The sequence below is a fragment of the Amycolatopsis speibonae genome (assembly GCF_042647925.1).
GTDB lineage: Bacteria > Actinomycetota > Actinomycetes > Mycobacteriales > Pseudonocardiaceae > Amycolatopsis > Amycolatopsis speibonae.
Genome location: NZ_JBHRWK010000022.1, coordinates 230,742 through 257,007, shown reverse-complemented (window position 1 = coordinate 257,007; position 26,266 = coordinate 230,742). Strand labels below are relative to the sequence as shown.

Sequence of the window (26,266 nt, the reverse complement as noted above, 5' to 3'; positions counted from 1 at the left end):
GCCCTTCACGGACCGCACCCGCGCTCCAGCGCCAGCCCGATCGCCCGTTCGGCATCCGAAGGCAGCACCGCTTTCGACGGGACTCCCCTGTAGTTCAACGGATGCGCATGATCCGTCTGAACCACCAGCACCGCACACCGCGCGTCCTCGAGTCCCACCCCGTACGAAAGGAAATATCCGCCCTCTTGCGAATAGGTCGGCTTCCGCCGGATGTTCCACCGATAGGCGGCCTCGTCGACCACGATTCGTCGCGACCCCTTACGCAGCAATGCCATGGAGTCAGCAGGCCCCGACGGGCAAGGGAATTTCGGTCGCGCAGGAACACCCCACCGGTCACGCCGAGCGGCAAAGGGAAGAGGAGATCCCGGCGCGCCTTCCTCTGGATGGCGTACCGCTGCGGCTGGGCCGCGAAGCCCTGACCAAGAGCGCGGGCTCGCCCTCGATCACTATGTCGACAAATAGATCACCGCGTCACCCCGGCCATGCGTGAGATCGGCGCCCTGGTCGCGGCGGACCGCATCGAAGACGCCGAAGCGCTGCTACCCCCAGAGCGCCCGTACCCGGCTAAGGCCGCCAATTGAGGCCGCTCATCCCGGCAACCTCGACGTCCTGGGCCGAAGCCCACCGGAAGGTCCCGGGCCGGACGTGCACGCCGGCCGTCACCGCCCAGTCCGGCTCGTCGGGCTCGACGTGCTCCATCTCCTTGAAGTCGGCGAGCGTCGGCCACACCGCGGAGCACGAGTCGCACATCAGGACGACCTTGCCGGACTCGGTGACCAGTGGGCGCACACGCCCCTCGTCCCAGAACGACGGGCACTCGTCCAGCCACATCGGCTGCCACCACCTCGCGGGCGATCGGCGGCCGGCACGACACCGGCCGCATCCTCCACCCAGGAAAGCCCCCCGACGTGAACTCCAGGCTGTCCCGACACGACGACTCCGTCAATCTTTCACCACGAAACAGTGACCTGACCTGCACATACCGCGAAACGACAGCAAAGGTCCCCCGCTCCCCCGAACGGTCGCGAGCCGGTTGGCGGGGTGTCCGGGTTTCGATCTCTTGATCGAGACAGTGACCCATCGCCTAGTGCGCCACGCCTCACACAGGCCAGTTCCATCACACGGCCGCCACCGAGGGGGTTAGCCTGGTAGGCGCATCAGCGGTGTTCAAGATCTCGAGACGGATAGAGGCGAGTCCAAGCCGTGTCCAGCAGCAGCCCTGCGTCACAATTCGGCCCCAACGAGTGGGTCGTCGAGGAAATGTACGACCAGTTCCTCGCCGACCCCACCTCAGTCGATGCCGCCTGGCACGACTTCTTCGCGGACTTCAAGCCCACGCAGGACGCGCAGACGAAGGCTGACGACGCACGTCAGACCTCCGCGGAGACCGCCAAGGAGGGCGCGGGCGCCAACGGCCAGGCCACCAAGCCGTCGCCGCAGACCGTCCGCAAGGCCGAGTCCACCGCGAAGCAGACAGCCCCCGCGAAGCCGGCCCCGAAGGCTGAGGCGAAGCCCGCTCCGAAGGCCGCCGCGCCCAAGGTCGAGAAGGCTCCCGCCAAGCCCGCCGAGAAGGCCGCCGAGCCGGAGTCGAAGCAGCTCCGTGGCGCCGCGGCGGCGATCGCGAAGAACATGGACGCCTCGCTGTCCGTGCCGACGGCCACGAGTGTGCGCGCCGTCCCGGCGAAGCTGATGGCCGACAACCGCATCGTCATCAACAACCACCTCAAGCGCACGCGCGGCGGCAAGATCTCCTTCACGCACCTCATCGGGTACGCGATGGTCCGGGCGCTGAAGAACTTCCCGAACATGAACCGGCACTACCAGCTGATCGACGGGAAGCCGTTCGCGATCACGCCGGAGCACGTGAACTTCGGTCTCGCGATCGACATGAAGGGCAAGGAAGGCTCCCGCACGCTCGTCGTGGCCTCCATCAAGGCCACCGAGAACATGACCTTCATGCAGTTCTGGCAGGCCTACGAGGAGATCGTCAAGAAGGCCCGCAACGGCAAGCTGACCGCCGACGACTTCGCCGGCACCACGATCTCGCTGACCAACCCCGGCGGCATCGGCACCAACCACTCGGTGCCGCGGCTGCAGGCGGGCCAGGGCGCGATCATCGGCGTCGGCGCCATGCAGTACCCGGCGCACTTCGAGGGCACCAGCGAGAAGGCCCTGGTCGATCTCGGCGTGTCGAAGATCATGACGCTGACCTCGACGTACGACCACCGCATCGTCCAGGGCGCGGAGTCGGGCGAGTTCCTCAAGCGCATCCACGAGCTGCTGCTCGGCGAAGACGGCTTCTACGACGACGTCTTCACCAGCCTGCGCCTGCCGTACGAGCCGATCCGCTGGGTCGCCGACATCCCGGACGGCCCGGTCGACAAGACCGCGCGCGTGATCGAGCTGATCGACGCCTTCCGCATGCGCGGTCACCTGATGGCCGACACCGACCCGCTGAACTACCGGCAGCGCAGCCACGCCGACCTCGACGTCCTCTCCCACGGCCTGACCCTGTGGGACCTGGACCGCGAGTTCCCGGTCGGCGGTTTCGCCGGCCAGGAGCGGATGAAGCTGCGCGACATCCTCGGTGTCCTGCGCAACTCCTACTGCCGCACCGTCGGCATCGAGTACACGCACATCCTCGACCCCGAGGAGCGCCGCTGGATCCAGGACCGCGTCGAGATCCCGCACGAGAAGCCGGACCCCGCCGTCCAGAAGTACGTGCTCTCGAAGCTGAACGCCGCCGAGGCGTTCGAGACCTTCCTTCAGACCAAGTACGTCGGTCAGAAGCGGTTCTCCCTCGAAGGCGGCGAGACGGCGATCCCGCTGCTCGACACACTGCTGGACAAGGCCGCCGAGCACGAACTCGACGAGGTCGTCATCGGCATGCCGCACCGCGGCCGCCTGAACGTGCTGGCGAACATCGTCGGCAAGCCGATCGCGCAGATCTTCCAGGAGTTCGAGGGCAACCTCGACCCGGGCCAGGCGCACGGTTCCGGTGACGTGAAGTACCACCTCGGTGCCGAGGGCAAGTACTTCCGCATGTTCGGCGACGGTGAGACCAAGGTGTCGCTGACCGCGAACCCGTCGCACCTGGAGACCGTCGACCCGGTCCTCGAGGGCATCGTCCGCGCGAAGCAGGACATCCTCGACAAGGGCGGCGAGGGCTTCACCGTCCTCCCGGTCCTGATGCACGGTGACGCTGCCTTCGCGGGCCAGGGTGTCGTGGCCGAGACCCTGAACCTGGCGCTGCTGCGCGGCTACCGCACCGGCGGCACCGTGCACGTCATCGTCAACAACCAGGTCGGCTTCACCACCGCGCCCGAGCACTCGCGTTCGAGCGAGTACGCCACCGACGTCGCGAAGATGATCGGTTCGCCGATCTTCCACGTGAACGGTGACGACCCCGAGGCCGCGCACTGGGTGGCCAAGCTGGCCGTCGAGTACCGCCAGGCGTTCCACAAGGACGTCGTGATCGACCTGATCTGCTACCGCCGCCGCGGGCACAACGAGGGCGACGACCCCTCGATGACCCAGCCGGCGATGTACGACATCATCGACACGAAGCGTTCGGTCCGGAAGACCTACACCGAATCGCTGATCGGCCGCGGCGACATCTCCGTCGAAGAGGCCGAGGCCGCGCTGCGCGACTTCTCCAGCCAGCTGGAGCACGTGTTCAACGAGGTCCGCGAACTGGAAAAGCACGTGGCGAAGGCCAGCCCCTCGGTCGAAGAGGAGCAGCAGGTCCCGGCGAAGGTGCCCACGGCGACCACCACCGAGGTCATCGAGCACATCGGCGACGCGTTCCTCAACGTCCCCGAAGGCTTCACCCCGCACCCGCGGGTCAAGCCGGTCATGGAACGCCGCCACAAGATGTCCCGCGAAGGCGGCATCGACTGGGCGTACGGCGAACTGCTCGCCTTCGGTTCGCTGGCCATGGAAGGCCGTCTCGTGCGGCTGTCCGGCCAGGACTCCCGCCGCGGCACCTTCACCCAGCGCCACTCGGTGCTGATCGACCGCAAGACCGGCCAGGAGTACTCGCCGCTGGCCAGCCTGGCCGAGGGCCAGGGTCGCGTGATGATCTACGACTCGGCGCTGTCCGAGTACGCGGCCGTCGGCTTCGAGTACGGCTACTCCGTGGCCAACTCCGAAGCGCTGGTCATGTGGGAAGCGCAGTTCGGTGACTTCGTCAACGGCGCGCAGACCGTCATCGACGAGTACATCTCCTCCGGCGAGGCCAAGTGGGGCCAGCTCTCCGACGTCGTGCTGCTGCTGCCGCACGGCCACGAAGGCCAGGGCCCGGACCACACCTCCGGCCGCATCGAGCGCTTCCTCTCGCTGTGCGCGGAGGGCTCGATGACCGTCTCGGTGCCGTCGACCCCGGCGAACTACTTCCACCTGCTCCGCCGTCACGCCCTCGACGGAGTCAACCGCCCGCTGGTGGTCTTCACCCCCAAGTCGATGCTGCGCAACAAGGCCGCCACCTCGGCGGTCGAGGACTTCACCGGCCAGACGAAGTTCATGTCGGTCATCGACGACGCCGTGGTCGACCCGTCGAAGGTGCGCAAGGTCCTGCTGACGTCGGGCAAGCTCTACTGGGAGCTGGTGGCCGAGCGGACGAAGCGCGAGGCGAACGACATCGCGATCGTCCGTGTCGAGCAGTACTACCCGCTGCCCAAGAAGAAGCTGCTGGCGGCGCTCGAGCGCTACAACGGCGCTCCCGCGGTCTGGGTCCAGGAGGAGCCGGAGAACCAGGGTGCGTGGCCGTTCTTCGGCCTGAACCTGCCGCGGAAGCTCCCGGAGGTGTTCTCCAGCCTGGACGTCGTGTCGCGTCGTCCGATGGCGGCGCCGTCGGCCGGTTCGTCCAAGGTGCACGAGGTCGAGCAGAAGGCGCTCATCGCGCGGGCCTTCGACTGATCGCCTGACCTGTACGTGAAGGCCCCCTTCATTGCGCTAGACGCAGCGAAGGGGGCCTTCACGTATTTGGCTGTCGAAAACGGGCGGTCCCGTTCGTGTAGGGGGAAACGAACGAAGGAGACGCCATGAACACCCTGCTCGACGGCCTCAAGCTCCCCGAATCCGCGCGCTGGCGCGACGGCCGGCTCTGGCTGGCGAACTGGGGCGGCGGCGAGATCCTCGCGGTCACCCCCGGCGGCGAGCGCGAAGTCATCGCGAACGTGCCGACCACGATGCCGATCACGTTCGACTGGCTGCCCGACGGCCGCCTGATCATCGTTCAGGGCCCGGAAGCCCGCCTGCTCAACGCCGACCTGAGCGTCTACGCGGACCTCAGCCCCGTCGCCGCCTTCTGCAACGAGGTCGTGACAGACGGCCGCGGAAACGCCTTCGTCAACGGCTCGCACGACCTCCAGGAGCCCGGCGTCCTCGCCGTCGTCGCCCCGGACGGTGAAGTGCGCCAGGTCGCCGAGGGGATCCTGTTCGGCAACGGCATGGCCGTCACACCCGACGACAAGACGCTGATCGTCGCCGAGTCGTACGGCAGCCGGCTCACCGCGTTCGACATCGGCGACGACGGTTCGCTGTCCGGCAGGCGGGTGTGGGCGAACCTCGGCGACGACCACCCCGACGGCATCTGCCTCGATGCCGAGGGCGCCGTCTGGTACGCGGACGTGGCAGGCAAGTACTGCGTCCGCGTCCGCGAAGGAGGCGAAGTGCTCCAGAAGGTCGAGGCCGATCGAGGCTGCTTCTCCTGCACCATCGGCGGCGAGGACGGGCGTTCGCTCTACGTCCTCGCCGCGGAATGGCACGGCTGGGAGAACCCGTTCGGCGACGGGCCGACAGGGCAGGTCCAGGTCGAGAAGCTCGCCTAGCCGATCGCGCGAGAGGTCGCCTTCGCGACCTTCAGCGCGTTCTCCTTGCAGACCTTCTGGTCGACGACCCCGGAGGGGTCCGGGCCGGTCACGATGATCTGCGCGTCGACGTTGCCCTGGTAGAACCTGATCGTGCACTGGCTTTGGGAACTCATGGTGATGTAGGCGGCCTTGGTCGCTTTCTCCAGGCTCGGGATCACTTCGCCGCCGTCGTCGAACGCGTTCTCGTAACCGGCCTTGGCCGTGTCCTCTCCGTTGCCCGTGCCCGGTTCCGCCGACTTCGCGAGGTACATGGTGACCAACGCGGAAGGCGCCTTGTACTCGCGCCAGCTGCAGTCAGACGCGTAGAGCTCGATGCTCGAATCCGAGGTGCTCGCGCGCCGCTGCCCTGTCGGGTTCTCCAGCGGCGGCAGGTTCCGCACGCCCTGCCCGATCTTGTCGCAGGTCGGCAGCACGGTGTACTTGTCCGGCGGGCCGGTCTTCTTCGACGAGGTCGGCGCCGCGGACGAAGACGAGCCGGAGTCACCGGAGAGCAGCAGGACGGCCGCGACCCCGCCGCCGCCGAGCACCACCACCGCGGCGACGACGAGCCCGACGATGAGCCCGGTGTTCGACTTCTTGGGCGGCGGCGGGCCGTACCCGGGCGGCGGGTAGCCCGGGTAGCCCTGCGGCGGATACGGCTGCTGAGGCCCCTGCTGATAGGGCGGTCCGGGCTGCATAAGCAGAGAGTAGAGCCCCGCCACGGTCCTTAGTGGACGAACGCCGCAAATGGGCGCGCGTCACACTAGTTGTGGATGGTGACCTTCACCGGAGCCGACCAAGCGGCCCCGTTCGGCCCGGTGGCCAGGGCCGACACCGAATGTCCCCCGTTGGAGATCTTGGTCGTGTTCCAGTCGATGTTCCAGTTCGGACCGGAGTTGGCGGTGCCGATGAGGGTCTGCTGGGCGACGTAGAACGCCACCGTGGTCGTGTTCGTGGCCGTGGCGTTCGTGAGGATCGTCCCCCTGACCGTCTCTCCCGTCGCCGGACTGGTGATCATCGCCGTGACCCCGGTCGGGCAGGCGTTCACCCAGGAGCACATGTTGAGCACGATGATCCCGACCGTCGCACCCGCCCCGGCCAGCAAGGCCTGCAGGATGACCACGACACCCGCCGCCGAAATGGCGAGACCGACCGATCCCATCAACACAGCGCAGGCGATGACAGGGGCGGCGCCGGCCGTGAGCAACGCGGCGGCGAGCCCGAGCAGCGCGGCGGCCGCGACGGCGACGACCCAGCAGGTGATCTTGCATCCCCAGCACCCGCTGGCCCCTTCCGGCCCCGCCCCCAGCGCATCCCTGTCGGCGAGCGGGGTCAGCGTGTTGTAGATGGTGGGGTACTGCGCCGCTGTCGGCATGGTGGAGAAGAACACGTAGGAACTGTTGTCGGCGTTCTGCACCGTGACTGTCCAGGTACCCGGCATGGGAGTCTTGATCATGCAGCTTTGGAGCATCGTCGGATCGTTGCCGGAACAGACGACGAAACGGCTGTCGGTTTCACTCGGCTCCACCCGATTGCCACCGGGATCCGTCAGGGTGACATTGACCCCGGCGGGATAGCTTCCGCCGTCCGTCGTCACGCTGCCCATCAGATAGGGCACGTCGTGATCGACGACGATCGTCAAGGTCTGGGTGGTGTCCTCGCTCAACGTACCCCGCAAAGCCGCCAGCGGGTGAATCTCCCCGGCTCTCGCCGAGTCGAAATTCTGTGCGGGAACCACATATCCCGCGCAATAGCAGTTCGGCCCGTCGACTTGGTTCTGCACCAGCACGGCCATCTTGCCGCCCCTTTCGTGCCACCTCCGGAAAACTGGACATGCCCGTGCCACCGACACGGCGATCACGGGCGCGCCAAGGCGAGCGCGGGCACCACGATCATGTTCGGCCACGGAATGCGAATTCGTCCGCGTCGATCGCGCTGATTCCCGACCGCCAGGGGCAAATCGCGATGAGTGAATGCCCGAGGCCCTTTGCGCGCCGACTCCGAGAAGTATCCACTCGGCGACAGGGCCTGCCCAGTCCGGTTCGACGATGTCAGTCTTTCGGGATTCCTCGTCACCCGTCCGCCACGGGACACAAAAGATTCCCTGTAGCCGCAAGGTGTTCCGGGGTTTTGACAAAAACGCAGGTCAGGAAATGAACCGGTGCGCCCGACACGTGAAGGCCCCCTTCCCAGCAGGAGGAAGGGGGCCTTCACGTACTCCAGGGGTGGATCAGAGGGTCAGCGACCAGCTGTTGAGGGAGCCGGTGTCGACCCGGTACACGTCCTGCACCTTGAGCTTCCAGGCGCCGTTCGCGGCCTCGGCCGCGGCGTTGACGGTGTAGGTGGTGTTGATGTTGTCGGACGAGTCGTTGCTCGAACCCTTCAGGCGGTACGAGGTACCGTCCGGCGCGACCAGGTCGATGACCAGGTCACCGACGTAGGTGTGCGTGATGTTCACCGCGACCTTGGTGGTGGCCGAGGCGTTGCGGGCGCAGTTCGCGACGGTGACCGTGCTCGTCACGGCGGCACCGGCGTCGGGGATGGCGACGACGCCGCTGTTGGTCTGCGTGCCACACGGCGTCGGCTCGGGGCCGGGGCCACCGCCGGAACCGGTGTTGAGCAGCACGTTCGGCGAGCCGGTGCCCGGACTGGTCACCTTGTCCTTGGTGCCGGCGTTGACCAGGGCGTCACGGACCTGGGCGGGCGTGGCGGTCGGGTTGGCGGAGGCGTAGAGGGCCGCCGCGCCGACGACGTGCGGGGTCGCCATCGAGGTGCCACTGATGGTGTTGGTCCCGTTGTTCAGCCACGTCGACGTGATGCCGCTGCCCGGCGCGAAGATGTCGAGGCAGGTGCCGATGTTGGAGAAGTCGGACTTGGCGTCGGTGTTCGTGGTCGAGCCGACGGTGATCGCCTCGGGCGTGCGGGCCGGGGAGGTGTTGCACGCGTTCTGGCCGTAGTCGTTACCGGCCGCGACACCGTAGGTGACGCCCGACGCGATCGACCGCTGGACGGCCTGGTCGAGGGTCGCCGAGGCGCCGCCACCGAGGCTCATGTTCGCGACGGCGGGCTTGACGGCGTTCGCGGTCACCCAGTCGATACCGGCGATGACACCGGCTGTCGTCCCGGAACCGGAGCAGTTCAGCACGCGGACGGCGACGAGCTTGACGCCCTTGGCCAGACCGTGCGCGGTACCGCCGATGGTGCCGGCGACGTGGGTGCCGTGGCCGTTGCAGTCCGTGGCGTCGTTGTCGTTGTCGACGGTGTCACGGCCGTGGGTCGCGCGCCCGCCGAAGTCGGGGTGCGTGGTGAGGATGCCGGTGTCGACGACGTACGCGGTGACGTTCGACGCCGTGGTGCTGTAGCTGTACTTCTGGTCCAGCGGGAGGCTCTGCTGGTCGACCCGGTCCTGGCCCCACGACGGTGGGTTCAGCTGGTCCGTCGAGGCCGAGACGGTCTGGTTCTGCTCCACGTAGGCGACAGCGGGGTCGGCCGCGACACGCTTCGCCTGCTTTTCGGTCAGGACGCCGGAGAAGCCGCGGACCGAGGACGCGAAGGTCTTCTCGACCTTGCCGCCGTGGCGGTTCGTCACGCTCTTCGCGGTGGCCTCGACCGAAGAACCGTCCTTCAGCACGACGATGTAGCTGTCCTTGATCGCCTTCGCGCTGCCCGCGTTGACGATCGAGCCTTCCGCCGCCGACGCGACAGTCGTGCCACCGAGCGCCGTCAGCACGGCGACCGCGGCCGTGACACCGAACACCGGCAGTCGTCTCTTCAAGGATCCCAGGGAATTGTTCAAGATATTCCTCCCAGGCAGGGTCGACCCGCGGACAGGAGATGTCCGCCGGATCGTTGGGTGAATCGGAAGGTGAAGCGCGTTCACTCGCCGAACGCAGGCTGAGACTAAGTCGCGTTTTCACCCCAAGGAAGACCTTGCATTACGGACATCCGGGTAGTAATGGGCGTCACATCGACGCAGCTCGGGTACCATTCAGCCCCCGCCTTTAGTCGCGTTTTGCGCCCGTACGGCCCACGAAGAATGGGGGATCCGCACATCCGGTGGTCGTTTTCCGGACCACGGATCGTTTCACCGCCACGGAAGTACACACGGATGGCCGCCTACTAAAGTCGCGACGTCCCGGCGCGGAAATCGATTTCCATCCTACCTTCGGAGGGAGCACACTCTGGCGCATGCTGCTCCGACAGGAAAACCCGGCCGACATCGAGCCGATCCACGCCGTCCATCTGGCCGCGTTCGCGAAACACAGTGTCCCGGTGGTCGAGGCGAAACTCGTCGACGAACTCCGGGCGGAGGGTGATCTGATCGGCGCACTGTCCATCGTGGCCGAACGCGACGGGAAGGTCGTGGGGCACGTCTGCTGCAGCCCGTCCCGGCTCGGCTCCGACGAGAAGTCGACGGTCGGCCTCGGCCCGCTCGGTGTCCTGCCCGAGTATCACGCCTCCGGCGTCGGCTCCGCGCTCGTGCACGCCGTGCTCGGCGCGGCGGACGCGCTCGGCTACGGCGCGGTCGTCCTGCTGGGCGACCCGAACTACTACTCGCGCTTCGGCTTCGTTCTCGCCGATCAGTACGGGATCACGCCGCCGGTCGCGGAATGGGCGCCGCATTTCCAGGTCCGCACCCTGCGCGCGTACACGCCGGAACTCCGGGGCGACTTCCGCTACTCCCCCGCCTTCGACCGCCTCTAGCTCCCGGCGAGGAGGTTGTTCCGCCGCAGGAACTCCTCGGCGACGTCGAGCGGGTTCCGCTTCTCCTCGCTGAACTGGACGTTCAATTCGGTCAGCTGATCGGTCGTGAGCGCCGCCGAGACCCGGTTCAGCGCGTCGACCTCCTTCGGCGACAGCGTCCCCTTCGCGACGAGCGGCACGATGTTCTGCGCGGGGAACATGTTCTTGTCGTCCACCAGCGGCACGAAGCCGTTCGCGGCGATCGTGGACGACGTGCTGAACAGGTCGGCGACCTGGATGTCGCCGGATTTCAGCGCGGCGACCGTGACCGGGCCGCCGGTGTCGGTCGTGCGGATCTCGGCGAACTCGCAGCCGTAGAGCGTCTTGATCTTTTCCTTCCAGCGGCTGCTCCACTGGCCGGGACCGCCGAACACGAGTTCCTTGCACCGCTTGCCGAGATCGGAGAAGGTCCTGATCCCGGAATCGGCGAGTTCCTTGCGTACCACCAGAAGATCCTTGTCCTCGGCAGGCGCCTGCTCCAGCACCTCGAACCCGGACGGCAGCTTCTGTTTCAGCTGCGTGTACACGTCCTGCGGGGTGGTGGCCTGCGTCTCCTTGTCGAAGTAGCGCAGCAGGTTCCCGCTGTAGTCCGGCACCACCGAAAGCGACTTGTCCTGCAGTGCCTTGACGACGACCTCACGGCTGCCGACCGGCGGGCGCACGGTCACGTTCTCCGCGCCCGCGTTGCGCAACGCTCCCGCGTAGATCTGGGCCAGCAGAAGGCTTTCCCCGACGTCGGACGCGCCGATGATGATGTCGCCGGTCGCGCCGCCCTCGGCCCCGCCGGCGAGCGGGTTGCCGCAGCCCGCCGACGACACCGCAAGCAAAGCGATCCCGGCGAACAGCGCCGTCACCGTCCGCCTCATACCGCCGCCTTCTTCCCGCTCGCGATCTGCGCCAGCCGAACTCCCTTGGGCACCAGCAACCGCTGGACACCGGCCAGGAACAGATCCAGCACGACGGCGAGCAACGTCGTCAGGACCGCGCCCGCGACCACCTGGGGGTAGTCCAAAATGGCCAGTCCGTCGAGCAGGAACCGGCCGAGACCGCCAAGGCCGACGTACGCGGCGACGGCGGCCGTCGCCACCAGTTGCAGTACCGAGTTCCGCACCCCGCCGAGCACCAGCGGCAGCGAGATGGGCACCTCGACCTTCCACAACCGTTGCCAGCCGGTCATTCCGATGCCCTGCGCCGCGTCGACCACACCGTGGTCGGTCGCCTGCAGGCCCGCGTACGTCCCGGCGAGGATCGGCGGGACGGCGAGCACCACGAGCCCGATGATCGTCGAGATCTCGCTTTCGGTGAAGAGCAGGAACAGGAAGGTCACCAGCCCCAGCGTCGGCAGCGCGCGGATCGCGTTGCCCCCGCTCACCAGCAGTACCGCGCCGCGGCCGGTGTGCCCGACATAGAGCCCGAGCGGGATCGCGACGATGAGCGCGAAGACCAGCGCCAGCACCGTGTATCCGAGATGCTGCAGCAGCCGGGCCGGGATACCGTCCGTGCCCTGCCAGTGGGCCGGGTCGCCGAACCAGTTCAGGACGTCGCCGATCATTTCGCCCCCGCCGTGGTCGCCACCCGGTCCCAGGGTGTGAGGAGATTGCGAAGCTGGACCAGCACCAGGTCGACGATCAGCGCGAGCAGCAGGGTCGCGACGATCCCGACGACGATCGGCGAGAAGTACTCGCGCTGGAAGCCGTCGGTGAACAGCACGCCGAGCCCGCCGGTGCCGATCAGCGCGCCGACGCTGACCAGGCTGATGTTGCTGACCGAGGCCACCCGGACGCCCGCGGCGAGCACCGGTATCGAAAGCGGCAGCTCCACGCTGAGGAATCGGCGCGCGGGTTTGTAGCCGACGGCCGTGGCCGCGGCGACGACGTGCGGCGGGACGGCGTCGAGCGCGTCCAGCACCGGGCGCACCAGCAGGGCTGCGGTGTAGACGGTGAGCGCGACGATGACGTTGAGGCTGTCGAGGATCTTGGAGCCGATGATGCCCGGGATCACCACGAACAAGGCGAGTGACGGGATCGTGTACAGCAGGTTCGACACCACCAGCAGCACCGAACGCGCCGCGGCGAACCGGTGCCCGAGCCAGCCCGCCAGTACCGCGATCACCAGGCCCAGCACCAGCGGGACCAGTGAGAGGTAGATGTGGTCGAGCAGGTCGCCGAAGAACTGCGAGCGGTTGTTGGCGCTGCCGAGATAGCGTCCGAGTTCCGCGAAGAAGTCCCCCATCAGGAACCCAGCGGCAGCGCCTCGATCACTTCGAGGACTTGCTTGGCTCTGACCACGCCGAGGACCTTGAGGCCGTCGTCGACCACCACGCCGAGGCTCGCGGGCGACGAGAGCGCCGCGTCGAGGGCGCCGCGGATCGGCGACCCCTGGACGTAGAGCGACCCACCGGCGACGAGATCGGTCTCCGCGAGTTCTCCATCCACAGTGGACCCAGGGCGCAGCCAGCCGCGCGGCTGCCCTTCGGCGTTGACAGCCACCAGCCACTCGTCGGACGGTCCGGGGGCGGGCTTGCCGACCTCGACCCGCTTGACCTCTTCGACGACGATCCCTTCCGCGGAAAGGAAGGAGAGGCCGCGGTAGCCGCGGTCCTTGCCCACGAACGACGCGACGAAGTCGTCGACGGGATGACGCAACACGTCCGAGGGCGTGCCGTACTGCGCGAGCACACCACCGACACGGAGCACGGCGATCTTGTCGCCGAGCCGCACGGCCTCGTCGATGTCGTGGGTGACGAACACGATCGTCTTCCCCAGCTGGGACTGCAGGCGCAGCAGTTCGTCCTGCAGTTCCTCGCGGACGATCGGGTCGACGGCGGAGAACGGCTCGTCCATCAGCAGCACCGGCGAATCCGCCGCGAGCGCCCTGGCGACGCCGACGCGCTGCTGCTGGCCGCCGGAAAGCTGCGCGGGATACCGCTTGCCGAGTTCCGCGGGCAGGCCGACGGTCTCGAGCAGCTCGGCCGCGCGTTTGCGCGCCTTGCCCTTGTCCCAGCCGGTCAGCAGCGGCACGGTGGCGACGTTGTCCAGGACTGTCCTGTGTGGAAAGAGGCCGGCGTGCTGGATGACGTAGCCGATGCCGCGGCGCAGCAGCGCCGGGTCGCCGTCGCTGACGTCCTTGCCGTCGAGCAGCACGGCACCCGAGGTCGGCTCGACCATGCGGTTGATCATCCGCAGCGACGTGGTCTTGCCGCAGCCGGACGGCCCGACGAAGACGGTGATGGTGCCGTCGTCCACGGTGAGGTTCAGGTCGTCGACCGCGACCGTCCCGTCCGGATACCGCTTGGTCACGCCACGGAACTCGATAGTCACGTGTCTCTCCCCATGTCTGGTCGAAAAACCGTAGCCCACATCGGCCCTGTTGGCACGGTGTCTCAGGGATCGGTTCACTAGGCTGCGGGCCGTGAGTCCTTCCGTCGATGACGTCCTCGCGGCGCACGGTGTCCACGTGCGACCGCTCCATCAGGTGATTTCACTGCTCCGGACGGATTGGCGTGACCTCGGCGAGTTGGTCCGGATCAGCACCGCGCCGCGCCGGAGTGTCGAAGACGTCCTGAACGCGCTCGGCGACGACCTCGAGCGGGACGAGTCCCGTTTCCGGCTGGCCCCGGCCGCCCGTGAGACGTACGCGCGCTTCGGGGCCCGGGACCGGAAAACCGATCCCGACCTGCTGAGGACCATCACCAGCTACGTCGAGAACGTGCCCGCGCCGCTGGCCGCGCTCGACCACGTGCAGGCGACTCCCGAGACCGTGCTGAACCGCGCGCTGTGGCTGGACGAGCGGTACGACCTCGACACGGCGAAGCTGCTGTTCCTGGGTGACCACGACCTCACTTCGCTGGCCGTGCGCGCGTTGCGGCCGGACGCGGATCTCACCGTCGTCGATCTCGACGACCGTGTGCTGGCCTACATCGACGAACTCAGCGAGCGGTCCATCCGCACCCTGCACACGGATCTGCGCGTCGGGCTGCCGCCGTCGGTGGCCGGGCGGATGGACCTCGTGTTCAGTGATCCGCCTTACACCCCTGAAGGAATGGGTTTGTTCGCGGCGCGCGGGGTCCAGGCGCTCAGCGAACCTTCGGACGGGCGGCTGCTGCTGGCCTATGGCTACAGCCCCCGCCATCCCGCGCTGGGCGCGCAGGTGCAGCGGGCGCTCGCGACGCTCGGACTGACCTTCGAGGCGATCCTGCCGGACTTCAACCGGTACTTCGGCGCGCAGGCGATCGGGAGCGCGGCGGACCTCTACGTCTGCCAGCCGACCGCGAAGTCGAAGAAGAACCGCGGCGGCAAGGGGAAGGCCGCGATCTACACGCACGGACCGCAGTCGGTGGAGTCCGCCGGCGCGGCCAAGCCGTCACTGCTGGACAAGCTGCACGAAATCGCCGCCGAGGGCGGGCTGGCGCTGGAGTCGCGGCCGGTCGACTGGTCCGTCTCCGGGCCGGAAGGCGACGCTGTCGCGATGGACCTTTCGGCCGACCCCGGCCCGTGGCTGCTGCGGACCCTGCTGGGCACCAACGCGCGACGGCTGGCGCTGCTGGTCCCGAACTCGCATCCCGACCTGACGAACGCCGAAGCTCAGGGCGCGCTCAACCGGCTGGTCGGGGCGAAGTACCGGCTGCGGCTGCTGCGAAGCACCCCGGACAACCGGCACGCCGTCGTCGTCGCGGACGCCGTCGAGCACCAGGAGGAGCTGCTGACCCGGGCGCACGCGCGGCTGGCGAACGTCTCCCTGGACGTCCCTTCGGACCTGACGGACGCACGGCTGATCGACCTGCCGCGGCACCGGCTGACGGAACTGCTCGGCTGAGGTGCGGCCGGGTTCCTGGTGGGCGACAGCGGTGGTCATCTGGCCGTGAAGGCCTCCTTCCCTACCCTGAAGGTAGTGAAGGAGGCCTTCACGGCCTTGGCACCTGACGTGACCGTTGCGAAAGTGGCTTTCGCAACGCCTTCCGGAACTTCTTCGGCCTGCCGCGGCACCGGCTGACGGAGCTGCTCGGCTGAGGTGCGCAACCCCCGCGCGCTATGAAAGACCCCTTCATTGCAAAATTTGCAATGAAGGGGTCTTTCATAGCACTTGAGCGAGCGTGAAAGGGACCCTCAGACGACGCCGTCGGCCTCGGCGGCCTTCGCGACCGCGGCGGCCACCTCGGGCGCGACGCGCGGGTCCAGCGGGCTCGGGACGATGCGGTCCGGGCCAAGGTCGTCCTGCGCGACGGCGAAGATCGCTTCGGCCGCGGCCAGCTTCATGTTCTCCGTGATTGCCCGCGCGCCGGAATCCAGCGCGCCGCGGAAGACGCCGGGGAACGCCAGCACGTTGTTGATCTGGTTCGGGAAGTCGCTGCGCCCGGTCGCCACGATCTTGGCGTACCGCGAAGCCGCGGCCGGGTGGACCTCCGGGTCCGGGTTGGACAGCGCGAACACGATCGCGTCGTCGGTCATCCCGGCCAGCAGGGACTCGTCGATGGTCGCCCCGGACAGGCCCAGGAAGACGTCGGCGCCCTTGAGCGCCTCGCCGAGGCCGCCGCGCAGACCGGCCGTGTTCGTGGTCTCGGCGAGCTTCTGCTTGATCGGGTTCAGGCCCTCGCGACCGGAGTGGATGATGCCGCGCGAGTCGAGCACGGTGACGTCCGCGACGCCGGCGTTCTGCAGGATCCTGGCGCAGGCCACACCCGCCGCGCCCGCTCCCGAAACGACCACGCGCTGGCCGGAGATGTCCTTGCCGAGGACCTGGTTCGCCCCGCGCAGCGCGGCCAGCGTGACGATCGCCGTCCCGTGCTGGTCGTCGTGCATGACCGGGCAGTCGAGGGCCTCCTTGAGGCGGTCCTCCAGCTCGAAGCAGCGCGGCGCCGAGATGTCCTCCAGGTTCACCGCGCCGAACGACGGGCGCAGCCGGACCAGGGTCTCGATGATCTCGTCGACGTCGGTGGTGTCGAGCACCAGCGGGATCGAGTCGAGCCCGCCGAAGGTCTTGAACAGGACCGACTTGCCCTCCATGACCGGCAGCGAGGCACTCGCGCCGATGTCACCGAGGCCGAGCACCGCCGTACCGTCGCTGACCACCACGACCAGCCTGTCCGCCCACGTGTACCGCTTCGCCTTGGCCGCGTCCTCGGCGATCGCCCGGCTCACCTTCGCCACCCCAGGCGTGTACGCGACCGAGAGGTCACGGGGCGAGGAGATCGGGCGCGTCGCGGCCACGGAGAGCTTGCCGCCCTCGTGCCCCTCGAAGATCTCGGTGTCCGTCACTGGCGTGGTCATCGTGGTTCCCGTCATTGCTTCCGCCGTGTCTAAGGACGGCGAAGTCTCGATTCGAGCGAAGGTCATGGGATTCTCCTGGGACTGCGAGCGGGGGAACTGGCCGGTGAGCAGGCCAAAACTGGGCATGGCCCGGCCACCTGGGGTAACTCGTCCTCCGACACGGCAGCCCAGCGCGGTAGCGCCGGCCTGTCGGCGAAGCGTCCAATCGGCCATCGGTGCCGTGGGTGTGGCGACGGCCGCGGACGCAGCGGTCAGATCATTGTGACAGGCATGCGGACCAGTGTGCCCCTCTGGTGCGGTTCATGTCACAAACGGCTCCGGCTTTCCGCAGCTCAGAGGAGGTTTCCCAAGACGTCCGTCCGGCTTGGGAAAGGCTCGTTAGCATTGAGGTATGCAAGCCAGGCGCCTCAGCATCCCCGAATGTTTCGAGTTCACCCCGCGCGTTTTCCCCGATCACCGCGGCCTGTTCGTGGCGCCGTTCCAGGAAGAGGCCTTCGTCGAAGCGGTCGGTCACCGGCTTCGCCTGGCGCAGACCAACACCAGCGTTTCCCGGCGCGGCGCCATCCGCGGCCTGCATTTCGCGGACACCCCGCCCGGGCAGGCCAAATACGTGTACTGCCCGAGCGGTTCGATCCTGGACGTCATCGTCGATCTCCGGGTCGGCTCGCCCACCTTCGGCGAATGGACGTCCGTGGTGCTCGACAGCACCGACTACAAGGCCGTCTACATCGCCGAAGGCCTCGGCCACGCTTTCATGGCGCTCGAAGACGACACGGTCATGACCTACCTCTGCTCCGAGCCGTACAACCCGGCGGCCGAGCACGGCGTCAACCCGATGGACGCCGATCTCGCGCTGCCGTGGCCGCAGGACATCGAACCCGTGGTGTCCGAAAAGGACGTCGACGCGCCCCACCTGAAAGAGGCCCTGGAACAGGGATTGCTGCCGCGGTACGACGAATGCGTCAAGTACTACGAGAAGTTGCGGGCCGGGGGCTGAATCAGCGCGGCACGTCCTCCCACAGCACGCGTTCGACGTTCCGCTCCGCCAGCGCGGTGATCGTCACGAAGGGGTTCACCCCGGTGCTGCCGGGGATCAGCGATCCGTCGGTCACGTAGAGATTCCGGTAGCCCTTCACCCGGCCGTACGAGTCGGTGGCCTTGCCCAGCACCAACCCGCCCAGCGGGTGATAGGTGAACCGGTTCTCGAACGACCGCGTGTCGCCGAACAGGTCACTCCGGTAGATCGTGCGATTCGCCCGGTTGACCTTGTCGAACAGCGACTTCGCCGCGTCGATCGACGGCTTCCCCTGCGAAGCGCTCCACTGGAGCCGCGCGGAGTCGCTCGCGGCGTCGTAGGTGAAGTGGCCGCGTTCGGGGTTCTTCGTGATCGCCAGGTACAGGCTCAGCCACGTCTCGATCCCGGCCGGCACCGGCGCGACCTCGGCGAAGACCGGGTTCACCGGGTCGTCCCACGCGTCGATGCCGAGCGCGGGCATCCCCGACTGCAGTGATCCGCCGAGATCCCACGCGTGGTTGGCGCGGCCCAGCATCACGTTGCCGTTGGTGCCCCAGCCGCGGCCGACCTCGTCGTTCAGCTCGGGCAGCGTCCCGGTCTCGCGGGCCCGCACGAGCAGTTCCGTCGAACCGAGGCTGCCGGCACCGAGGAACAGGTACTTCGCGCCGAGCTGTTTCCTCGCCACGACCGCGCCGTCCTCGGCGGTCTCGTGCACGGTGAGGACGTAGGTGCCATCGGTCTGGCGGGTGATCCCGCGGACCTGGTGCAGCGTCTTGATGGTCACGTTCCCGGTGCCCAGCGCGGCCGCGAGGTAGCTCTTGTCGAGGGAACGCTTGCCGTGGTTGTTGCCGTAGATGACCTCCGACGCGAGCGCCGACCGCGGCACCGTGCCCGCTTCTTCCCGCTTCATGTACTCGAAGTCGTAGACGCTGGGCACGAACACGGTCCTGAGTCCCGCTCGTGCCGCCGCCTTCCGGGAAACCCGCGCGTAGCGATAGGAACGGCAGGTTTCGAACCAGTCCCGGTCGATGTCGTTCACGCCGAGGGTCCGGTTTGCCCGCGGGAAGTACGTCCCGTACATCTCGTCCGCGTCGACGTCGGGCAGGATCTCCTCGAAGTACGAGCGCTTCGGCGTCACGGCCATCGCGCCGTTGACCAGCGAACCGCCGCCGACGCCCCGGCCGACGTAGACGGACATGTCGCCGTAGTTCACCCTGTCGAGCACGCCGGGGTACCGCTTGATGTCCCGGTTGGCCAGGTCAAGCCACAGGAACGACGCGAGCGGGGCCTGTGTGCGGTCCTTGAACCACGCGGCCCGCCGGTCGGGCCGGAGCATGTCGCAGAAGACCTTGCCGTCCGGGCCGGGGTCGGCCCACAGCTTGCCCATTTCGAGCATGACGGTGGGAATCCCGGCTTCGCCGAGGCGGAGCGCGGTGACCGCGGCGCCGTAGCCGGTGCCGACGACCACCGCCGTCGAGAAGCCCGGGGTCGTTTCTTCGGCCTGAGCGGTGGAAATCGTGGTGAGCCCGAGAGCGGCGGCGGAGTTGAGCGCGGTGAACCCGAGGAACTTGCGGCGCGACAGTGGGGACATGGGCCGATGATCGCCCGCCGTTCGAGGCACCTTCAAGACCGAATCCGAAATGGATTCGCGTCAGCTGGGTAAACACCGTTTATTTTCACTCGAACGGGGTGATTCCAGGGATCCCCTGGGTGGCTTCCCCGATGTGTCCCAGACCGCCACAGACCACTCTTTCCGGTCATGAGACGTCTTCTCGCAGCGGCCGCGGCCGCACTCTCCGCCGCCGCCCTCGTCGCCCTCCCCGGCCACGCCTCCGCGGCGTCGTCCCCCGTGCCCGAGTTCGACTTCTCCGCATGCCCCGCTCCGCCCGCCGACGCCGACCCCGGCACCTGGCGCTGCGAAGCCTTTGTCTCCCAAGGGGTCCTGACCATCGGCGCCCGCGAGATCCCGATCGGGGAGATGCGGCTGACGTTCTCCGAGGGCAAAGTGGACGGAAAGTTCGCGCAGGTCTTCGGCGAACTGCGGCACGCTCCCGCCCGGATCCCCGGCACTTTCGGCGCGAGCCTGCAGCTGAAGTACGGCGGCTACTCGGACTTCCTGTCGAACGACGAGCGCCGCGGCGAGCTGGACCTCTACGCGGTCCTGCGGCATCCGTTGCTGCCCAAGGGATGCACGATCGGCACGCTCGAAGCGCCACTCCACTCGGTGGTCAAGGACGATCCCACGGTGCCCTTCGAGGTGATCTCGCAGAACCCGAAGACGGTGAAGTTCGGCGTCGTCGACGCCCAGCTCACCGTGCCGCGCACGACCGGCTGCGGCCCCCTGGCGCGAGCGGCCGACCAGCTGCTCGGCCTGCCGTCGCCGAGCGGGGAGAACACCTTCAAGCAGGTGACCTACGTCCAGTTAAAACCCCTCTGACTCCCCGCGTTTCGTCCTCTGAATGCGGTAGTCGCACGCGCAAGGGCCGCATCCAGAGGACGAAACGCATGAGGACGCCAGGGCCTTGACCGCGTGGTTCCGGACCTGCCGACGGCTGCGACCCGGGCCACGCGATCAAGGAACACCCTCGATGAAGTCGAAGTGACCCCCGATCGACCGCGGCTTACTTCTTCTTGGTCACCCAGATGGTGATGGTCGCGGTCACGACGGGTTTCCCGTTCGTGTCCGTGATCGTCACCGGCACGGGGAGCTCGAAACCCTCGTCGCCGAATTCCGGCAACTCCGGCAGCTCGGCGACGGCCCGCAGGCCGGTCTCGGCCTTCGCCACGTACTCGACCGTCATCCCCTTGGGCAGCCAGCGATGCGTCGTCGGGACGGTCGCCTCGGCGAGCATGCCCATGGCGATCTCGGCGAGGTTGCATGCCGCTATCGCGTGAAAAGTCTTGATGTGGTTGTAAACACCCCACCACTTCGGGGACGTCACCTCACACCGGCCGGGACGCAGTTCGCGCACCGACGGGAGCACCGTCCGGAAGTACGGCACACGCAGGCACATCGCCGCCGAGAACAGCTGTTTGCCGACCGGCTTCCCGGCCAGCCGGTTCCACATCGCGTAGGTCGGATTCTGCGCCATCACGGTCTCCTCATCATGTTACTCGTCAGTAGCATAACCGGACCGCAGGCTATATTCGCAACCGTGGCTCATCGGCTCTTCCTCCTCCGGCACGGCCAGACCGAATGGTCCGTCAACGGACGGCACACCGGACGCACCGACATCCCGCTCACGACAGCGGGCGAAGGGCAGGCCCGCGCGGCGGGCGGCACCCTGCGCGCGGTGCTCGGCGGCAACCCGGCGCTCGTCCTTTCCAGCCCTCGCACCCGCGCGCTGCGGACGGCCGAGCTGGCCGGTCTGCGCGTCGACGAGATCACCGAAGAACTGGCCGAGTGGGACTACGGCGACTACGAGGGCGTCACCACCCCGGTGATCCGCGAGACCGCTCCCGGTTGGACGGTCTGGTCTCATCCGGTCCCCGGCGGCGAAAGCGCGGAGGACGTCAACGCCCGCGCCGACAAGCTGATCGACCGCGTCCGCGAACCGCTCGCCAAGGGTGACGTGATCCTGGTCGGCCACGGGCACTTCAGCCGCGTCCTGGTCGCGCGCTGGGTCGGCCTGCCGTCTACAGCGGGCGTCCACTTCGGACTCGACCCGGCGGGTGTCGCGGTGCTCGGCGACGAACGCGGCGAGCCCCAGATCGAACACCTCAACCTGCTCCCCACGACGGAGGACTAGTGGCCGACGAACGGATCCGACGCATCCGCGAAGAAGACGTGGACGCCGTCGTCCAGCTCGTCTACGACCTCGCCGAGTTCGAACGCGCCCCGGACGAATGCCACCTCACGCCAGAGCAGCTGCGCGTCGCACTGTTCGGCGAGGCGCCGGGCCTGTTCGGGCACGTCGCCGAGGTCGGCGGCGAGATCGTCGGGTACGCGCTCTGGTTCCTCAACTTCTCCACCTGGCGCGGCGTGCACGGCCTCTACCTCGAAGACCTCTACGTCCGCCCCGAACAGCGCGGCTCCGGTCTCGGCAAGGCGCTCCTGGCCACCCTCGCGGCGGTCTGCGTCGAGCGCGGTTACGCCCGCCTCGAATGGTCGGTGCTGAACTGGAACCCGGCTCAGGGCTTCTACAAGTCGCTCGGCGCGGTGCCGATGGACGAGTGGACCGTGGACCGGCTCACCGACGAACCCCTGAGGGCGCTCGCCGCCCAGATCTAGGAGTCGCGTTCCTCCCGTTCGCGGCGCGCGGCGCGGCCGGCGGCGCCGTCACGTTCGGCGGCCTCTTCCTCGGTCTCGCCTTCCTGAAGCCCGAGCGCCCACGCGCGGGACGGGCGGCGGAACAGCAGCACGAGGACGGCGACGCCGATCAGGCCCAGCGGCACGCCCCACAGCGGCTGCCCGGACGGGCCCGCGCCGTACCAGCCGACCCCGACCAGAATCAGCGCGACGACCACGCCGGGCGACCTCGCCCAGGTCTTCCCCAGCACCAGCCCGGCCGCGCAGGCCACCGTTCCGGCGGCGAGGACGAGGTAATAGGTGACCTCGGCCAGGAGGTTCTCCGGTCCGGCCTGGCCGTTGACCAGGAGCAGGACCGCGAACACGATCAGGGCGAGCCCCGGCAGCGCGGTGATGGCCCCGGCGAGGCGGACTTCACGGGGCGCGGGCGAGAGTTTGTCGGCGATGGACACGGCGAAACAGCCTTCCAGGCTTCCGGACACGGCACTCCACCAGGGCGGGTCACCGTACGTGAGCACTTTCGATCGTATGCCACCCGGTCGGCCGTTTTCGTCCGGCCGCCGACAGGGAAAAAATGAGGGTGTCGTCGATGAGCGGGCGGTCGGCCCGGGTGCACTTGTCACGACTGAGCTGTCACTCACCGGCAGTGAAGGAGGGACGCCCGCCACAGGGGCCACACGGTGCTGTCTCAAGGGCGTGCTGCTTCGAGGACGCCTCGCGCGGCTGAGCTTCGCGTCACGTGAAGCTCCCACCTTCGGGCCGTAGTCACTTACCCTGCGGTATGTGCGTGCCATCCTCGTCGTGAATCCCCAGGCCACCTCGACCACCGCCGGTGGCCGTGACGTGCTTGCGCACGCACTGGCCAGCCAGGTCAAACTCGACGTGGTGGAGACCGACTACCGCGGCCACGCGATGGCCGTGGCGCGGTCCGCCGCCCGTGACGGGATCGACCTGGTGGTCGCCCACGGCGGCGACGGCACGGTCAACGAGGTGGTCAACGGCCTCCTCGCGGACGCCGACGGCGATCCGGGCAAGGTAGGCGGCGTCCCCATGCTCGGTGTCGTGCCGGGCGGCTCGGCGAACGTCTTCGCCCGCGCGCTGGGCATCGCGCACGATCCGGTGGAAGCGACCCATCAGCTCCTCAACGCCATCGAGAACGACCGGAGCCGCAAAGTCGGCCTCGGGATCGCCGACGGCCACTGGTTCACCTTCAACGCCGGCCTGGGCTGGGACGCCGACGTCGTCGGCCGCGTGGCCAAGCGCCGGGGCAAGCAGACCACCACGGGGCTCTACGTGAGGGCCGCGGTGGCGTCGCATCTGCGGCCTCCGCTCGGCCGTCCGCCCCTCACCGTCAGGATCCCGGGTGAAGAGCCCACCGAAGTGCTGACCGCTTTCGTGTCGAACACCGATCCGTGGAGTTACCTGGGGGACCGTCCCGTCCACCTGAACCCGGGCAGCTCGTTCGACGCCGGATTGGGCCTTTTCGCGTTGAGCGGTCTGAAATTGCCCACCGTGTTCAAGCATGTACGGCAAGCATTGCTCACGAAGAGCAACCAACGCGGACGACGTCTCCTTCGTCACGATGACCTGCCGATGATCCGCATCGACGCTGCTGAACCGGTAAACTTCCAGGTGGACGGCGACCTCGTCGGCCAGCGGAAAAGAGTGGAGTTCTTCAGCGTCCCGGAAGCACTGACGGTAATCGTCTGACGACCGGACCACTGATCGCCTGCGGCAAAGTACGACCTGCCGCTCATCGACGCAGAACCTCCGCTCACCGCATCGGCCTTCCCTTCGGGAGGCCGTTTCGGAACGAAACCGCAGGTCAGAAGCGTCGCTCGGCCGGGTGAGCTGACTCACCGATCTTCAGAAAACCCTTGTCGAAACGGGTGCTTCGTGAAAGCATTCACAAGCACCCAAAAAAACGACCGCCATGACGACTATGGCGCGGAGTACCGCGCCGTTATGAAGGAGCTCAGAAACATGGACTGGCGCCATGACGCGGCCTGCCGAGACGAGGACCCCGAGCTGTTCTTCCCCGTGGGAACCAGCGGTCCTGCTCTGTCGCAGGTAACTCAGGCGAAATCCGTGTGCCACCGTTGCACCGTCGCTTCCGACTGCTTGGCCTGGGCATTGGCCAGCGGGCAGGACGCAGGCGTGTGGGGCGGGATGAGCGAGGACGAGCGACGGGCCCTGAAGCGCCGTCGTACGCACATCGGCACGCGTACCTCCGCCTGAGTTTTTCAAGACTCAGCTTTTCAAGACTCAGCACGCTTCATCGCAGCACCTAAAAACTCGGCAAGAACCCCAAGCTTCGGGAAATCCCGCGGCGCAGTGGCTGTATGGCCCTGCGTTGCGAGGTGATACCTACCCGACTTGAGCTTAACAAGCGAGGCCGACACACCCCTATGCGGGGTATGGCTTCCAGGACTTTTTCCCAGTCCTCCCGCGGAACCGTTACAGGGCCGGCGCCACTTCTCTTCGGGCGCCGGCCCTAAAACGTGTCCGGATGAGACTGTCCCTTGAGGATGATCACAAGGGACAGTCCACTGCGGACTCCCGAACTCACAGACGGCGGGACAGCGGGATCCGCAGGGCCGCTTCGGTTCCCGCCCGGCGGCCGCCGGATTCCTCGGACTCCCCGCGCAGACCGCGGATCGACAGCGAGCCGCGCAGTTCCGACTCCACCAGGGTCCGCACGATCTGCAGTCCGAGACCGTCGCTGCGTTCCAGGGAGAACCCCGAAGGCAGTCCGCGCCCGTTGTCGCGGATGACGACGTCGAGCCAGCGGGCGGACCGTTCCACCTCGAGTTCGACCTTGCCCGGCCGTCCGTCGGGGAACGCGTGCTCGATGGCGTTCTGGACCAGTTCGGCCAGCACCATCACCAGTGGCGTCGCGATCTCGGCGACGACGACGCCGAAAGAGCCCTTGCGCGAAAGCCCGACCTGCGATTCGGCCGTCGCGACCTCGCCGACCATCGGGAGGACGTTGTCGAGCAGCTTGTCGAGGTCGACCCGTTCGTCCACCGAGATGGACAGCGCCTCGTGCACCATCGCGATCGACGAAACCCGGCGCACGGACTCGCCGAGCGCGAGCCGCGCCTCCTCGCTGGAGGTCCGGCGCGACTGGAGCCGCAACAGCGCGGCGACGGTCTGCAGGTTGTTCTTCACCCGATGGTGGATCTCACGGATGGTCGCGTCCTTCGAAAGGAGGGCGCGGTCACGGCGCTTCACCTCGGTGACGTCGCGCACGAGCACCAGCGCGCCGGCGGCCTGCCCGGCGGGGCGCAGCGGCAGCGCACGGAACAGCACGACGGCACCGCGGCGGGAATCCGCCTCCGTGCGGCTGCTGGGCTTGCCGTCGAGCGCCTCGATGATCCGGTGCGACACCTCGGTCGCGTCGAACGGGTCGCGGATGAGCGACCTGGTCAGCGGCGCGAGTCGCTGGCCGACGAGATCGGACTCATGCCCCATCCGGTGATAGGCCGACAGCCCGTTCGGGCTGGCGAAGACCACGGTGCCGGTCGGATCGAGGCGGATCAGGCCGTCGCCGACCCGCGGGCTGGTGTGCGTGTCCGTCTGGTTCCCCGGGCTGGGGAAGGTGCCGTCGACGATCATCTGGCACAGGTCGCCCGCGCTGCCGAGATAGGCGATTTCGAGCGGGCTCGGCACCCGCGAAGCCGCCAAGTTGGTCTCGCGGCTGAGGACGGCGATCACCGTGCCGCCGAACACCACCGGGATGGCCTCGCGGCGCATCGGCAGGTCGCGGTACCAATGCGGGTCTTCTTCGCGGCAGATCCGCACCTCGCGGCTCGCCTTGGCCAGCTGGGGGTGCTCGCCCTCGGTGAACCGGGAGCCGACGACGTCCTCCGGATGGGCCGTCGGCGCCGTCGTCGGGCGCGCGTGCGCGACGCACACGTAGTCGCCGCCGTCGGGCTGCAGCTCTTCCGAGACGGCGACCCAGAGCAGGAAGTCGGCGAAGGACAGGTCGGCCAGCAGCTGCCACTCGGCGACCACGGTCTGGAGATGGTCCGCGGCTTCACCGGACATGCCGGTGTTCTCCGCGAGCAGATCGGAAAGGGTGGACACGTCCCCATCCAAGCAGGGTGAGGGCCGCATGACACACTGGAGAGGTTGACCC

At 67.9% G+C, this 26,266-nt stretch carries 24 protein-coding genes; 10 read left to right on the top strand and 14 right to left on the bottom strand.

Annotation, left to right across the window (positions count from 1 at the left end):
* Positions 1-5 precede the first annotated feature (5 nt).
* Both ACFOSH_RS17170 and ACFOSH_RS17165 read right to left on the bottom strand, forming a co-directional pair.
* The gene (locus tag ACFOSH_RS17170; RefSeq protein ID WP_378239906.1) at positions 6-242 is read right to left on the bottom strand and encodes a hypothetical protein; all 237 of its coding nucleotides are present in this window, start codon (positions 240-242) and stop codon (positions 6-8) included.
* A 322-nt stretch (positions 243-564) separates the two neighbouring features.
* On the bottom strand, positions 565-831 hold the full coding sequence (locus ACFOSH_RS17165; RefSeq protein WP_378239905.1) for a hypothetical protein: 267 nt from the start codon (positions 829-831) through the stop codon (positions 565-567).
* A 372-nt stretch (positions 832-1,203) separates the two neighbouring features.
* On the opposite strand from ACFOSH_RS17165, the gene ACFOSH_RS17160 reads away from it, so the two are divergent.
* The gene (locus ACFOSH_RS17160; protein WP_378239904.1) at positions 1,204-4,917 is read left to right on the top strand and encodes a multifunctional oxoglutarate decarboxylase/oxoglutarate dehydrogenase thiamine pyrophosphate-binding subunit/dihydrolipoyllysine-residue succinyltransferase subunit; all 3,714 of its coding nucleotides are present in this window, start codon (positions 1,204-1,206) and stop codon (positions 4,915-4,917) included.
* Between the two features lie 125 nt (positions 4,918-5,042).
* Positions 5,043-5,831: an SMP-30/gluconolactonase/LRE family protein gene (locus tag ACFOSH_RS17155; protein WP_378239903.1), complete on the top strand. Its 789-nt coding sequence runs from the start codon at positions 5,043-5,045 to the stop codon at positions 5,829-5,831.
* Here ACFOSH_RS17155 and ACFOSH_RS17150 read toward each other — a convergent pair.
* From ACFOSH_RS17150 to ACFOSH_RS17140, 3 genes are all read right to left on the bottom strand, one after another.
* On the bottom strand, positions 5,828-6,550 hold the full coding sequence (locus tag ACFOSH_RS17150) for a hypothetical protein (protein ID WP_378239902.1): 723 nt from the start codon (positions 6,548-6,550) through the stop codon (positions 5,828-5,830). The two genes, ACFOSH_RS17155 and ACFOSH_RS17150, sit on opposite strands and share 4 nt — an antisense overlap.
* A gap of 65 nt (positions 6,551-6,615) precedes the next feature.
* Positions 6,616-7,647, bottom strand: coding sequence for an Ig-like domain-containing protein (locus ACFOSH_RS17145; RefSeq protein WP_378239901.1), 1,032 nt, complete (start codon positions 7,645-7,647; stop codon positions 6,616-6,618).
* Positions 7,648-8,082: 435 nt separating this feature from the next.
* Positions 8,083-9,648 carry a S8 family peptidase gene (locus ACFOSH_RS17140; RefSeq protein ID WP_378239900.1) on the bottom strand — a complete coding sequence of 522 codons (1,566 nt, stop codon included), beginning with the start codon at positions 9,646-9,648 and terminating at the stop codon, positions 8,083-8,085.
* Between the two features lie 392 nt (positions 9,649-10,040).
* Between ACFOSH_RS17140 and ACFOSH_RS17135 the strand changes: the two genes are divergently transcribed.
* Positions 10,041-10,556 carry a GNAT family N-acetyltransferase gene (locus tag ACFOSH_RS17135; RefSeq protein WP_378239899.1) on the top strand — a complete coding sequence of 172 codons (516 nt, stop codon included), beginning with the start codon at positions 10,041-10,043 and terminating at the stop codon, positions 10,554-10,556.
* Here ACFOSH_RS17135 and ACFOSH_RS17130 read toward each other — a convergent pair.
* From ACFOSH_RS17130 to ACFOSH_RS17115, 4 genes are read right to left on the bottom strand one after another with little or no spacing between them, the layout of a single operon-like run.
* Entirely contained in the window at positions 10,553-11,461 is a 909-nt protein-coding gene (locus ACFOSH_RS17130; RefSeq protein WP_378239898.1) for an ABC transporter substrate-binding protein, read from the bottom strand. The genes ACFOSH_RS17135 and ACFOSH_RS17130 overlap by 4 nt on opposite strands.
* Entirely contained in the window at positions 11,458-12,147 is a 690-nt protein-coding gene (locus tag ACFOSH_RS17125) for an ABC transporter permease (protein WP_378239897.1), read from the bottom strand. The genes ACFOSH_RS17130 and ACFOSH_RS17125 overlap by 4 nt, the downstream gene beginning before the upstream one ends.
* Positions 12,144-12,827 (bottom strand): ABC transporter permease, encoded by a 684-nt coding sequence (locus ACFOSH_RS17120; RefSeq protein WP_378239896.1) that lies wholly within the window; start codon positions 12,825-12,827, stop codon positions 12,144-12,146. The genes ACFOSH_RS17125 and ACFOSH_RS17120 overlap by 4 nt, the downstream gene beginning before the upstream one ends.
* The gene (locus tag ACFOSH_RS17115) at positions 12,827-13,915 is read right to left on the bottom strand and encodes an ABC transporter ATP-binding protein (RefSeq protein WP_378239895.1); all 1,089 of its coding nucleotides are present in this window, start codon (positions 13,913-13,915) and stop codon (positions 12,827-12,829) included. Before ACFOSH_RS17115 ends, ACFOSH_RS17120 begins: the two co-directional genes overlap by 1 nt.
* Before the next feature lie 91 nt (positions 13,916-14,006).
* Here ACFOSH_RS17115 and ACFOSH_RS17110 point away from each other — a divergent pair, with 91 nt between their 5' ends.
* The gene (locus ACFOSH_RS17110) at positions 14,007-15,410 is read left to right on the top strand and encodes a bis-aminopropyl spermidine synthase family protein (RefSeq protein WP_378239894.1); all 1,404 of its coding nucleotides are present in this window, start codon (positions 14,007-14,009) and stop codon (positions 15,408-15,410) included.
* A 290-nt stretch (positions 15,411-15,700) separates the two neighbouring features.
* Here ACFOSH_RS17110 and ACFOSH_RS17105 read toward each other — a convergent pair whose 3' ends face one another.
* Positions 15,701-16,876 carry an NAD(P)-dependent malic enzyme gene (locus tag ACFOSH_RS17105; RefSeq protein WP_378239893.1) on the bottom strand — a complete coding sequence of 392 codons (1,176 nt, stop codon included), beginning with the start codon at positions 16,874-16,876 and terminating at the stop codon, positions 15,701-15,703.
* A 376-nt stretch (positions 16,877-17,252) separates the two neighbouring features.
* Between ACFOSH_RS17105 and rfbC the strand changes: the two genes are divergently transcribed.
* The gene (gene rfbC / locus ACFOSH_RS17100; protein WP_378239892.1) at positions 17,253-17,858 is read left to right on the top strand and encodes a dTDP-4-dehydrorhamnose 3,5-epimerase; all 606 of its coding nucleotides are present in this window, start codon (positions 17,253-17,255) and stop codon (positions 17,856-17,858) included.
* Position 17,859: 1 nt separating this feature from the next.
* Here rfbC and ACFOSH_RS17095 read toward each other — a convergent pair whose 3' ends face one another.
* Positions 17,860-19,467 carry a GMC oxidoreductase gene (locus ACFOSH_RS17095; protein WP_378239891.1) on the bottom strand — a complete coding sequence of 536 codons (1,608 nt, stop codon included), beginning with the start codon at positions 19,465-19,467 and terminating at the stop codon, positions 17,860-17,862.
* Between the two features lie 168 nt (positions 19,468-19,635).
* Here ACFOSH_RS17095 and ACFOSH_RS17090 point away from each other — a divergent pair, with 168 nt between their 5' ends.
* The gene (locus tag ACFOSH_RS17090) at positions 19,636-20,313 is read left to right on the top strand and encodes a hypothetical protein (RefSeq protein WP_378239890.1); all 678 of its coding nucleotides are present in this window, start codon (positions 19,636-19,638) and stop codon (positions 20,311-20,313) included.
* A gap of 184 nt (positions 20,314-20,497) precedes the next feature.
* On the opposite strand, the gene ACFOSH_RS17085 is transcribed toward ACFOSH_RS17090, so the two are convergent.
* On the bottom strand, positions 20,498-20,968 hold the full coding sequence (locus ACFOSH_RS17085; protein WP_378239889.1) for a hotdog fold domain-containing protein: 471 nt from the start codon (positions 20,966-20,968) through the stop codon (positions 20,498-20,500).
* A gap of 63 nt (positions 20,969-21,031) precedes the next feature.
* Here ACFOSH_RS17085 and ACFOSH_RS17080 point away from each other — a divergent pair, with 63 nt between their 5' ends.
* On the top strand, positions 21,032-21,625 hold the full coding sequence (locus ACFOSH_RS17080) for an acid phosphatase (protein WP_378239888.1): 594 nt from the start codon (positions 21,032-21,034) through the stop codon (positions 21,623-21,625).
* Entirely contained in the window at positions 21,625-22,107 is a 483-nt protein-coding gene (locus ACFOSH_RS17075; RefSeq protein ID WP_378239887.1) for a GNAT family N-acetyltransferase, read from the top strand. Before ACFOSH_RS17080 ends, ACFOSH_RS17075 begins: the two co-directional genes overlap by 1 nt.
* Here ACFOSH_RS17075 and ACFOSH_RS17070 read toward each other — a convergent pair.
* Complete coding sequence (locus ACFOSH_RS17070) at positions 22,104-22,607, bottom strand: hypothetical protein (protein WP_378239886.1); 504 nt, start codon at positions 22,605-22,607, stop codon at positions 22,104-22,106. The two genes, ACFOSH_RS17075 and ACFOSH_RS17070, sit on opposite strands and share 4 nt — an antisense overlap.
* A gap of 301 nt (positions 22,608-22,908) precedes the next feature.
* Between ACFOSH_RS17070 and ACFOSH_RS17065 the strand changes: the two genes are divergently transcribed.
* Together ACFOSH_RS17065 and ACFOSH_RS17060 are read left to right on the top strand one after the other, a co-directional pair.
* On the top strand, positions 22,909-23,835 hold the full coding sequence (locus ACFOSH_RS17065) for a diacylglycerol/lipid kinase family protein (protein WP_378239885.1): 927 nt from the start codon (positions 22,909-22,911) through the stop codon (positions 23,833-23,835).
* A 273-nt stretch (positions 23,836-24,108) separates the two neighbouring features.
* Positions 24,109-24,363: a WhiB family transcriptional regulator gene (locus ACFOSH_RS17060; RefSeq protein ID WP_026466945.1), complete on the top strand. Its 255-nt coding sequence runs from the start codon at positions 24,109-24,111 to the stop codon at positions 24,361-24,363.
* A gap of 327 nt (positions 24,364-24,690) precedes the next feature.
* Here ACFOSH_RS17060 and ACFOSH_RS17055 read toward each other — a convergent pair whose 3' ends face one another.
* The gene (locus tag ACFOSH_RS17055) at positions 24,691-26,214 is read right to left on the bottom strand and encodes a sensor histidine kinase (RefSeq protein WP_378239884.1); all 1,524 of its coding nucleotides are present in this window, start codon (positions 26,212-26,214) and stop codon (positions 24,691-24,693) included.
* Positions 26,215-26,266: the final 52 nt, after the last annotated feature.